This window comes from Streptococcus oralis (genome assembly GCF_019334565.1).
GTDB lineage: Bacteria > Bacillota > Bacilli > Lactobacillales > Streptococcaceae > Streptococcus > Streptococcus oralis_CR.
In genome coordinates, this window is sequence record NZ_CP079724.1 from 1,685,383 (window position 1) to 1,697,707 (window position 12,325).

8 protein-coding genes are annotated in these 12,325 nt (G+C 43.9%); 1 reads left to right on the forward strand and 7 read right to left on the reverse strand.

Annotated elements, in window-relative coordinates; translation table 11 throughout:
- Positions 1–31 precede the first annotated feature (31 nt).
- Complete coding sequence (gene rpoB / locus KX728_RS08120; protein WP_125825656.1) at positions 32–3,643, reverse strand: DNA-directed RNA polymerase subunit beta; 3,612 nt, start codon at positions 3,641–3,643, stop codon at positions 32–34.
- 442 nt (positions 3,644–4,085) lie between these two features.
- On the opposite strand from rpoB, the gene KX728_RS08125 reads away from it, so the two are divergent.
- Positions 4,086–7,802 carry a pullulanase gene (locus KX728_RS08125; protein ID WP_084856571.1) on the forward strand — a complete coding sequence of 1,239 codons (3,717 nt, stop codon included), beginning with the start codon at positions 4,086–4,088 and terminating at the stop codon, positions 7,800–7,802.
- A gap of 203 nt (positions 7,803–8,005) precedes the next feature.
- On the opposite strand, the gene KX728_RS08130 is transcribed toward KX728_RS08125, so the two are convergent.
- From KX728_RS08130 to KX728_RS08155, 6 genes are read right to left on the reverse strand one after another with little or no spacing between them, the layout of a single operon-like run.
- A complete protein-coding gene (locus KX728_RS08130) occupies positions 8,006–8,770 on the reverse strand; it encodes an amino acid ABC transporter ATP-binding protein (protein WP_000942251.1) in 765 nt (254 codons plus the stop codon).
- A 9-nt stretch (positions 8,771–8,779) separates the two neighbouring features.
- Positions 8,780–9,502, reverse strand: coding sequence for an amino acid ABC transporter permease (locus KX728_RS08135; protein ID WP_057488794.1), 723 nt, complete (start codon positions 9,500–9,502; stop codon positions 8,780–8,782).
- Between the two features lie 3 nt (positions 9,503–9,505).
- Positions 9,506–10,198, reverse strand: coding sequence for an amino acid ABC transporter permease (locus tag KX728_RS08140; RefSeq protein WP_009729724.1), 693 nt, complete (start codon positions 10,196–10,198; stop codon positions 9,506–9,508).
- Between the two features lie 32 nt (positions 10,199–10,230).
- Complete coding sequence (locus KX728_RS08145) at positions 10,231–11,109, reverse strand: transporter substrate-binding domain-containing protein (protein WP_057488795.1); 879 nt, start codon at positions 11,107–11,109, stop codon at positions 10,231–10,233.
- 11 nt (positions 11,110–11,120) lie between these two features.
- Positions 11,121–12,119, reverse strand: a complete 999-nt coding sequence (locus KX728_RS08150) for a uroporphyrinogen decarboxylase family protein (protein WP_057488796.1) — start codon at positions 12,117–12,119, stop codon at positions 11,121–11,123.
- Between the two features lie 2 nt (positions 12,120–12,121).
- Positions 12,122–12,325 (reverse strand): hypothetical protein, encoded by a 204-nt coding sequence (locus KX728_RS08155; protein ID WP_195594733.1) that lies wholly within the window; start codon positions 12,323–12,325, stop codon positions 12,122–12,124.

Genomic DNA, 12,325 nt, shown 5'->3' on the forward strand with positions numbered 1-12,325 from the left:
ATTTCTTCCCTTTCTATTCTAAGTGAACTGCTTATTCTCGTTCAGCAGCTTCTTCTGTTGCTTCCGCTTTTGTTGCTTTCTCAGCTTCTTCAGCTTCAAAGGCTGCTTTAGCCTCTTGGGCTGCTTTTTCGCGGGCTTTTTCAAGGTCATCTACGTGGATGACATCTTCGTCCATTCCTTCATCCAAGTCGCGAAGTTCCACTTCTTGGTCATCTTCGTCAAGGACACGCATGTCAAGACCAAGGGATTGCAATTCTTTTACAAGAACTCGGAAGGATTCTGGAACACCTGGTTTTGGAATTGGTTTTCCTTTTGTAATAGCTTCATAAGCTTTCAAACGTCCGTTGATATCGTCAGACTTGTAAGTCAAGATTTCTTGGAGAACATTTGACGCACCGTAGGCTTCAAGAGCCCAAACTTCCATCTCACCGAAACGTTGTCCACCAAACTGAGCTTTACCTCCAAGTGGTTGTTGGGTAACGGTTGAGTATGGTCCGACTGAACGCGCGTGCAATTTATCATCAACCATGTGGTGGAGTTTGATCATGTACATGACACCAACTGATACACGGTTGTCAAACGGCTCACCTGTACGTCCATCGTAAAGGATTGTTTTAGCATCGCTATCCATACCTGCTTCTTTAACAGTGTCCCAAAGGTCTTCAGAACTTGCTCCGTCAAAGACTGGTGTTGCGATGTGGATACCAAGAGTACGGGCTGCCATACCAAGGTGGAGTTCCATAACCTGACCGATATTCATACGTGATGGCACCCCAAGTGGGTTCAACATGATGTCGACTGGAGTTCCATCTGGAAGGTAAGGCATGTCTTCTACAGGAACGATACGAGAGACAACCCCTTTGTTTCCGTGACGTCCGGCCATCTTATCTCCGACCTTGATCTTACGTTTTTGAGCGATGTAGACACGAACTAGCATATTCACACCTGATTGCAACTCATCTCCATTTGCACGTGTAAAGATCTTAACATCACGAACGACACCATCGGCACCGTGAGGTACACGAAGAGAAGTATCACGCACTTCACGAGACTTGTCTCCGAAGATAGCGTGCAAGAGACGTTCTTCAGCTGAAAGGTCTTTCTCTCCCTTAGGTGTGACTTTACCGACAAGGATGTCCCCTTCTTTAACCTCAGCACCGATACGGATAATACCCATTTCGTCAAGGTCTTTAAGGGCATCTTCACCAACGTTTGGAATTTCACGAGTAATTTCTTCAGGCCCAAGCTTTGTATCGCGCGTTTCTGATTCGTATTCTTCGAGGTGGACAGATGTATAGACATCGTCTTTGACCAAGCGTTCGCTCATGATAACGGCATCCTCGAAGTTGTAACCTTCCCATGTCATGTAAGCAACGATTGGGTTTTGTCCAAGCGCCATTTCCCCTTTTTCCATAGAAGGTCCGTCAGCGATAAAGTCGCCTTTTTCAACGACATCGCCAACTTTAACAAGCGTGCGTTGGTTGTAGGCAGTACCTGAGTTTGAACGACGGAATTTTTGGATGTGGTAAACGTCCAATGAACCATCTTCACGGCGTACTTCTACCTTGTCAGCATCTGCGTATGTAACTTTACCATCATACTGAGCAATAACAGCAGCACCAGAGTCATGAGCTGCTTGGTATTCCATACCAGTACCAACGTAAGGTGCTTTTGGATCAATCAAAGGCACAGCCTGACGTTGCATGTTGGCACCCATGAGGGCACGGTTGGAGTCATCGTTTTCCAAGAAAGGAATACATGCTGTCGCAACGGCAACTACCTGTTTTGGTGAAACGTCCATGTAGTCAACCACTTCTGCTGGATACTCTTGGTTGACCCCTTGGTGACGTCCCATGACAACTTTCTCAGCAAAAGTACCATCTTCGTTGAGACGAGAGTTAGCTTGCGCTACAGTAAATTCATCTTCTTCATCGGCTGTCAACCAAACGATTTCGTTGGTAACAACACCTGTTTCACGGTCAACCTTACGGTATGGTGTTTGAACAAATCCATACTTGTTCAAGTGCCCGTAAGATGACAAGTTATTAATCAAACCGATGTTAGGTCCTTCAGGTGTCTCGATTGGACACATACGGCCATAGTGAGTGTAATGCACGTCACGTACTTCATATCCAGCACGGTCACGTGTCAAACCACCAGGTCCTAAGGCTGACAAACGGCGTTTGTGAGACAACTCAGAAAGCGGGTTGTGTTGGTCCATGAACTGTGACAACTGTGATGAACCAAAGAATTCTTTAACCGCAGCTGTTACAGGACGGATATTGATGATTTGTTGAGGTGTTAAGACTTCATTGTCCTGAACAGACATGCGTTCACGGACATTACGTTCCATACGAGAAAGTCCAAGACGTACTTGGTTGGCAAGCAATTCACCAACTGCACGGATACGACGGTTCCCAAGGTGGTCGATATCATCCACACGTCCGATACCTTCTGCCAAGTTGAGGAAGTAGCTCATCTCTGCAAGGATATCCGCAGGAGTTACAACACGAACCTTGTCGTCTGGATTGGCATTTCCGATGATGGTTACAACACGGTCTGGATCCGTTGGGGCAACAACCTTGAATTTTTGCAGGACAACTGGTTCTGTCAAAACAGCTGCATCGTTTGGAATATAAACAATTTTGTTCAAGTCGCCATCCAAATGACTCTCGATACTTTCAATCACACTACGAGTCATAACGGTACCAGCCTCTACCAAGATTTCTCCTGTTTCAGGGTCTACCAATGGCTCCGCAATGGTTTGGTTGAGCAAGCGTGTTTTAACGTTGAGTTTTTTATTGATCTTGTAACGACCAACTGCTGCCAAATCGTAGCGGCGTGGATCAAAGAAACGCGCTACAAGCAAGCTACGTGAGCTCTCAGCAGTCTTAGGTTCACCTGGACGAAGGCGTTCGTAGATTTCTTTCAAGGCTTCGTCTGTACGAGAGTCCATTGGATTCTTGTGGATATCTTTTTCAACGGTGTTGCGAACCAATTCACTATCACCAAAGATATCAAAGATTTCATCATCACCTGAGAAACCAAGCGCACGAACCAAGGTTGTAAATGGAATCTTACGAGTACGGTCAATCCGAGTATAGGCAATGTCTTTTGAGTCGCTTTCAAGTTCCAACCAAGCTCCACGGTTAGGGATAACAGTTGAGCCGTAACCCACTTTACCGTTCTTGTCTACTTTGTCATTAAAGTAAACACCGGGTGAGCGAACCAACTGAGATACGATAATACGTTCACCACCATTGATGATGAAAGTACCCATTTCGGTCATGATTGGGAAATCACCAAAGAAGACTTCTTGGGTCTTGATTTCGCCTGTTTCTTTATTAATCAAGCGGAAGGTTACAAAAATTGGTGCTGAGTAGCTAGCATCGTGGATACGAGCTTCTTCGAGCGTGTATTTTGGTTCCTTGATTTCATAGCCAACAAATTCCAACTCCATTGTGTCTGTGAAGTTTGAAATTGGCAATACATCTTCAAATACTTCCTTAAGACCGTGATCTAGGAAATCTTTGAATGAATCCGTTTGAATTTCAATCAAATTTGGTAAGTCAAGAACTTCTTTGATTCTTGAAAAACTACGACGGGTACGATGTTTCCCGTATTGAACGTCATGTCCTGCCAAGATGATTCTCCTTTGTAAATAAATTCCAAGCCTTGTCAATCAGGCTTTTCTAATCGTCATATGGTTTTTAAAACCCCTATCACCGTGTCCCTTTGACGAATTTTCAGAATCTTTAAATCTTTGTTACAAGCACTCAAAAACCTGAAAAAAAGCACAAAAAGAGCAGCTAAATCTGACTTTTTCAGAAGATTTAACTGCTGTGAGCCTTGTCTGGACAATATTTCAGACAAAACCTACGACAAATGATTACTTATATTATACCTTATTTAGCTAGATTTTTCAAGGTTTTTTTACTATTTTTTAAACAATCTTTTCCTATATATTATTTTAAAATTTCAAGAGAATGAAGCATTATATTTTCTCTTAAAATTTAGGAAAACGCTTGCACTAATGTTTACCTCGTGCTATACTGATAGGGAACAACTACACAAGGAGAATTGTGATGAAAAAGATCCCATCTCAAACTGAGAAAAAAATGATTTACGGTATCCGTTCCTTGAAGAACGGAACTGGTTCTGTCCTTATTGGTGCCAGCATTGTCCTACTTTCTGCTGCAATGCCAACCATTTCAGCTAACGAAAATCTTCCTCAAACTCAGGAAAACACTAGCGCTGTGACCAAGGCCCCTACTGAGACTGAAACGAGTCAAACTCAAAAGGAAACGCCTATTTCTGAACAAAATAATGCAAACGCTTCCCTTGATTCTAAAAAAGAAGCTCCAGCTGTAGAAACTACTACAGCACCAGAAACACCTAAAACAGAAGATGCTACTACAAGCCAGGCTAATAGCACGGAAAAGAAAGTAGATGCCAGCACTTCGGCGCCAAATTCTGATCAAAAACCACAAGCAGACACTAGTTCTGAAGAACCAATCGAAGATAACTACTTCCGCATCCATGTGAAAAAACTCCCTGAGGAAAACAAGGATTCTCAAGGCCTTTGGACTTGGGACGATGTTGAAAAACCTTCTGAAAACTGGCCCAATGGAGCCAAGTCCTTCAAGGATGCCAAGAAAGATGACTATGGCTATTATCTCGATGTCAAACTTAAGAATGATCAAGCTAAGAAAGTCAGCTTCCTCATCAATAATTCCAAAGGGGACAACCTGACAGGGGACCGTTCAGTAGAGCGCCTCTCTCCAAAAATGAACGAGGCTTGGCTAGATGAAAATTATAAGGTATACAACTACCGTCCTCAGCCAGCGGGAACAGTCCGTGTCAACTACTACCGCACCGATGGCAACTATGACAAGAAATCACTCTGGTATTGGGGCGATGTCAAGAATCCAAGTAGTGGAGAATGGCCTGACGGTACTGACTTTACAGCAACTGGAAAATATGGCCGTTACATTGATATCCCACTCAATGAAGCTGCTAGAGAATTTGGATTTTTATTACTAGACGAAAGCAAGAAAGGCGATGATGTGAAAATCAGAAAAGAAGACTATAAATTTACTGATCTAAAAAATCACAGTCAAATCTTCCTCAAGGATGATGACGAAACCATCTACACCAACCCCTACTATGTACACGACATCCGCATGACTGGTGCCCAACATGTGGCTAAATCTCGTATCGAAAGCAGTTTTTCTACCCTAGTTGGAGCTAAGAAAGACGATATCCTCAAACACACGAGCATCACTGATTACCAAGGGAATAAAGTAGCTATCACAGACGTGGAAGTGGATGAGGCAGGTAAAAAGGTGACCTACATCGGCGACTTCTCTGACACCCAACACCCTTACACTGTCAGCTACAATTCAGACCGCTTTACCACACGGTCAAGCTGGCGCCTCAAGGATGAATCCTACAGCTACGATGGGCCACTCGGCGCAACTCTCAAAGAAGATGGCAAGCGGGTTGACCTCACCCTCTGGTCTCCAAGTGCTGATAAGGTTTCTGTCGTTGTCTACGACAAGAAAGACCCTGAAAAGGTAGTCGGAACTGTCGCCCTTGAAAAAGGAGAAAAAGGAACCTGGAAACAAACTCTGGATGCAAACTCTGGTCTCGGTATCAGCAACTACACTGGCTACTACTACCACTACCAAATCGAGCGCCAAGGTAAAACTGTCCTCGTTCTTGACCCTTATGCCAAATCATTAGCGGCTTGGAACAGTGACCTAGCAAAAACAGATGCCGCTCATAAGGTCGCTAAAGCTGCCTTTGTCGATCCAGCGAAGTTAGGTCCGCAAGACTTGACCTATGGAAAGATTCGTAACTTCAAATCGCGTGAAGATGCCGTTATCTATGAAGCTCATGTGCGTGACTTCACTTCGGATCCTGCCATCGCAAAAGACTTGACCAAGCCATTTGGTACCTTTGAAGCCTTTATCGAAAAACTGGACTATCTCAAAGATTTGGGTGTGACTCATATCCAACTCCTTCCTGTCTTGTCCTACTACTTTGTCAATGAATTGAAGAACCAAGAACGTTTGTCTGCCTACGCTTCAAGCAACAGCAACTACAACTGGGGATATGACCCTCAAAACTACTTCTCCTTGACTGGTATGTACTCAAGCGATCCTAAGGATCCAGAAAAACGTATCGCAGAATTCAAAAACCTCATCAACGAAATCCACAAACGTGGCATGGGGGCTATCTTGGATGTGGTCTACAACCATACTGCCAACGTTGATATTTTTGAGGATATTGAGCCAAACTACTATCACTTTATGGATGCAGACGGAACTCCCCGTACTAGCTTCGGAGGCGGCCGTTTGGGAACTACCCACTACATGTCTAAACGTGTCTTGGTAGACTCCATCAAGTATCTGGTTGAAACCTACAAAGTAGATGGTTTCCGCTTTGATATGATGGGTGACCACGATGCGGCTTCAATCGAAGAAGCTTACAAGGCTGCACGAGCCCTTAATCCAAATCTCATCATGCTTGGTGAAGGTTGGAGAACCTATACTGGTGATGAAAATACGCCTACTAGAGCTGCTGACCAAGATTGGATGAAACATACCGATACTGTCGCTGTCTTTTCAGACGACATCCGCAACAACCTCAAGTCCGGTTATCCAAACGAAGGCCAACCTGCCTTTATCACAGGTGGAAAACGCGATATCAATACCATCTTTAAAAATCTCATTGCTCAACCAACTAACTTTGAAGCAGACAGTCCTGGAGATGTTATCCAGTATATTGCAGCCCATGATAACTTGACCCTCTTTGATATCATTGCTCAGTCTATCAAAAAAGACCCAAGCAAGGCTGAAAACTACGCTGAGATCCATCGTCGTTTGCGACTTGGAAACCTCATGGTCTTGACTGCTCAAGGAACTCCGTTTATCCACTCTGGGCAGGAATATGGACGTACCAAACAATTCCTTGACCCAGCCTATAAGACTCCTGTTCCTGAAGATAAGGTTCCAAACAAGTCACACTTGTTGCGTGACAGGGACGGCAAGCCATTTGTCTATCCTTACTTTATCCATGACTCTTACGACTCAAGTGATGCTGTCAACAAGTTTGATTGGACCAAAGCAACAGATGGTAAAGCCTTCCCTGAAAATGTCAAGAGCCGTGACTACATGAAAGGTTTGATCGCTCTTCGTCAATCTACAGACGCTTTCCGACTTAAGAGTCTGCAAGATATCAAGGAGCGCGTCCGACTCATTACTGTCCCAGGCCAAAATGGTGTTGAAAAGGAAGACGTGGTCATTGGCTACCAAATCACCGCTCCAAATGGAGATATCTACGCTGTCTTTGTCAATGCGGATGATAAGGCTCGCGAATTCAACTTGGGAACTGCTTTTGCTCACTTGAGAAAGGCTGAAGTCCTCGCAGATGAAAATCAAGCCGGACCAGTAGGAATTTCCAACCCTCAAGGTATCGAATGGACTGAAAAAGGCTTGAAATTGAACGCTCTCACTGCTGTCGTTCTCCGCTTGTCTCAAGGTGGCGCCATCGTCGCTCCAGCCGTAGAAGAAAAACCAGAATTTGATCTTTCTAGCTTGGAAGTTGAACCAGAACAAGGTCAAGCTCAAAACCTAGCAGCCAATCCTGAAACTCAAGAAACTGCTGCAGAGGCTCTTTCTCAGAAAGCCCTTCCTAACACAGGAACTGAGAGCAAATCCCTCCTTGCTCTTGCTGGATTCAGCATCCTCGCCCTTCTCGGACTTGGATGGTTGATACAAAACAAGAAAAAGAACTAACACTAAATGAAAATCAAATAGTAAACTAGGAAGCTAGCCACAGGCTGCTCAAAGCACAGCTTTGAGGTTGTAGATAAGGCGAAGCTGACCTGGTTTAAAGAGATTTTCGAAGAGTATAAACTAGCCCTCCTATAGAAAAACACCCCATTGATTAGAAGACTCTTCTAGTCAATGGGGTGTTGTTTTTATGATACACTTATCTATCAAATCATATATTCTACACTATAGCTAGCATCTGATAAGATACGAGCCAGGAACTGCTTGGTTCGTTCTTCTTGTGGACGACTAAAGAAGTCGTGGGGATTGTTCTCCTCTACGATACGGCCTCCATCCATGAAAATAACGTGGTTAGCGACATCTCTAGCAAATCCCATTTCATGCGTGACGACCACCATGGTCACACCTTCTCCCGCCAACTGTTTCAGAACATCCAAAACATCTCCAACCAACTCAGGGTCTAGTGCCGATGTTGGTTCATCTAGCAAAATGACCTCGGGCTTGACTGCAATGGCACGCGCAATTCCTATTCGTTGTTGTTGCCCTCCAGATAGCTGAGAAGGGTAGTAGTCCTTATAGGCCAGTAAACCAACTTTTTCTAAGGCAGATTCTGCACGTTTGAGCGCTTCTTCCTTGGGTACTTTACGAGCTACGATTAGGCCTTCTAGAATATTTTCCAGAGCAGTTTTATTTGCAAAGAGATTGTAGTGTTGGAAAACAAAGGCTGTTTTTTGGCGAATTTCTAGAATGTCTTTCTTGCTTAATTTGGCCAAGTCATAAGTCTTTCCTGCCAAGGTCAAACGGCCACTGTCAGCTTTTTCTAAGTGGTTGAGACAACGGAGAAAGGTCGTTTTCCCCGAACCTGATGGTCCTAAAATAACGACGACATCCCCTTGGTTGACCTGAAGATTGACATCCTCCAAGACCTGCCTCTCACCAAATGTTTTTGCGATATGTTCTACTTGTAACATCCTGTCCTCCTATACGAAACGCGCGCTAGATGCTTTTGCACTTTTTTCTTTTTTCACATAGCCTTTTTCCAGTAGGGAGAAGCCCCACTGAATCAAACCACAGATCAAAATATACTGCAAAAAGATCACAAAATAAGACTCAAAATACTGGTAACCGTAGGACGCTTCTACACGAGCAATAGCGGTGATGTCCTTGATAGTCATAACAAAGACCAGGGAGGTCCCTTTGACGATATTGATCACCAGATTGGCCAAGTTAGGCAAGGCTGAGCGCAAGGCTTGAGGAAAAACAATTCTTAGATAGGCCTGGGTCGTAGTCAAGCCAATCGCATGCGCTGCCTCTAGTTGTCCCTTGTCCACCGTCAAGATAGCTGAACGCAAAATTTCAGATAAACTCCCGACTGTCATCAAACTATAAATGACAAAGGCATAGTAGAGAGGATCAAGCTTGAAAATATCAAAATCGCTTCCTATGCTTTTGAGAAATTGATTCAGCAAACTTGGAAACAAACTATAAAAGAAGAGAATCAATAAAATCGGAGGAGTCGCTCGGATAAAAGCCAGATAGACCAGAGAAAAACTCCTCACCCCTCGAACCTTGTAAATCTGCCCCAAGGCTAAAAATAGAGCCGGTAAAAAACTTAAGACCATAGCCACAATCATGATAATCAAGGTGATTGGCACACCCTTCAAGGTCTCCAGAAAGGTCTTTACAATATAGTCTATATCCATTTCTTACCTCCCTTTTGTTTCCAAAGACTTCTCAAGCAAACGACTCAAGCTAGAAATAACCAAGGCAATCCCCCAGTAAAGAAGCGCAACTGCCGTATAGGTTTCCAGAGAGTAGTTCCCTAAATTGCGACTAATCAAGAGATTGCCTGCCCCCATAACATCAACGAAACCAATCGTATAGGCCAAGGCAGCATCCCGCATAAGATTGAGAATAGCAGTTGTTATATTGGGAAGAGCAACTTGAAAAGCTTGGGGAAAAATGATTCTCCAAAAAGTCTGACTTGGAGTCAAACCAATACTAAGCCCAGCCTCTGTCTGCCCCTTTGGAATAGCTTGATAGCTCGCCTTGAAAACCTCGGCAACAATAGCGGCAAACAAGAGAATCATCGTCAGGAGAACAAAAATAGTTTTAGACCAGTTGTTGATATCCAAACCAAGCCACCATTTCAGAAATTCTGGCAAGCCATAAAAGACTAGAAAAAGCAAGACAATCGGCGGTGTACAACGTAGGGTAAAGATATAGCCTTTGGAAATCGCTGCAAAACTCTTGTCTTCTCCTACTTGTGCCCAGGCCAAGAGACCTCCAAAAAGGGAACCAAGAAGAGTGGTAAAAAAGAGAATGGACAAGGTCATAGGAAGTGCCTGCCATAAGGTTGGCAAAAACTGAAAGACCTTGGAAAAATCATAAGAAACCATGCAAAACCCTTTCTAGTCTTGGAATTTCTGGTCTAGTCTTTGTCTACATAACTAAAGACATCTTCTTTAAAGTATTGCTGAGATAGCTTAGCAAGCGTGCCATCTTCTTTCAACTCTTTGATTGCTTTTTCGTATTCTTTAGCGAATTGCTCACCCTTTTCATCACGGTGAATCAAGGGATAAGTTGGAATACCCTTGTATGGGAACCAGCTGAGTTTATCCGCATATTGGTGGTAAGGGCCATCTTCTGCGGTAACTGCTTTTTCAAAGGACAGTTTGATATCAAAGAAGGCGTCATAACGTCCTTCTAAGACCCAGGCATAGGCATCTGCCACTTTAAAGGATTCAGCTGCTGTTAGCTCAATCGGTGCATCCTGATGTTTTTCATTGTAGCTGGTGATGACATTCCATTGAGCATTCTGTGGAGAGATGGGAACCAATTTCCCTTTATTCTTAGCAAAGTCATCAATGGTTTTGTATTTCTGTTCATCTTCTTTTCTGACAGTAAATCCGATGATGCTCGCTCCCACTGGTTCAGATGGAATGACAAACTTTTTAGCTCGTTCATCTGTGTACCAAGCTCCCTTGGTTCCGATGTCATACTTGCCTGATTCCAGACCAATCAAGAGGTCATCATCACTGGTACCTGTATATTCAAATTGATAGTTTGCCAACTTCTCATCAACAGCCTTCAAAACAGCTACTTCATAACCATCTGATTCCCCTTTTTCATTGACAAAGTCATAAGGTACATAGTTTTGTGTATGGGCAACCTTCAAAGTTATGACTTCAGCAGACGAAGCCGTTTCTCCCTCCTTGGCTGGAACGCCAGCTAAACTTCTCCCGATAATCGTTGCCCCAATTACTGCAACAACTGCTACACCACCGATAATCCATGCTTTTTTACTCATCTTTTTCTCCTTTAGTTTTCAAGCGCTTCTCTCACCCACTGGATACGTTCAACTGCGATATCACTTGGAATGGTACAATCTGCTCCAAGTACCAAGCCCTGTTTCCCAGCTTCTGCAACTAGTTTCTTTGCTTCTGCCTGAATGGCATCCTTGCTACCAGTATACAGTAAGCCTGTCTTGCCATTTTCGAATCCTCCAAGAACCGTACGTCCCTTGAAAATCTCACGACCTTCCTTGAGAGTGATTCCCTCTGGTCCTACAGCCCAGTTAAAGACTTGGGCTGGATAGTCTGCAAAAAGGTGAATATCATTTCGCGCCCCCTCGTAGCCACAGATATGAAGAACAGTGACGCCACCAACAGCACTAGCCGCTTCCAGAACCGTTATCTCGCTAGGGGCAATGACGGCTTGATACTCTGCTGCCGACACTCGTTGATCTTGGATACTCTGCACGCTGAGGTAGATTCCATCAGCACCAGCCTCTTCGATAACAGCTCGGCTGAGACTCGCAATATCCTCTGCAATCACATCCAACACCTTCTTCAGAGCTTCAGGATCTTCCACCAGAAAGTCTGCAATGAGGTCATCTCCACCAGACACTTCCCCCAGTAGCCACTTGAGATAGGTCACAGGAGCAAAAATATTGTAAATCGCAACGATATCTTCTGTAAATTCTTGCTTGATTTTCTTAACCAAGTCCACTTGCTCTTTTATCCAAGCGTGCTCTGGTCCGAGTGGTTGAATGGTTGCCAATTCTTGAAGTGATTTTCCTTTGGCAATCGCTGGATTTGGATAAGCAAAGTAGCCATCACTCATGAGTTTGATAAAGTCTGGCTGAACTTCTCGGATAAAGCGCTTATGGCCCTCGATATTCTTCTCGATAATGGCTGGATTTGAGAAACCGTGTAGCCATTCGTCTTCGGATGTGAAATGGTGCCAAAAGCCAACTGGCACACGATCAACCTTTTCACCTTTAAATGCTTTTAAAACCCATTCTTTTTTTTCTGACATTCTTATTCTCCATTTCTTACTTTTTCAACTAATAAACTGCTTGCGATATCATTCGAGCGTAGAAAGGGGAGACTGGACTTGGAAAAATCCTGAATTCCACGACATCTCTCTCCATTTTTGCAGTGCCCATTTTTTACGACGCTTATGGCAACCAAGGCCAGCAAACCGACAACTGCAATGAAGATGCCCCATCTTTTACTTTTCAT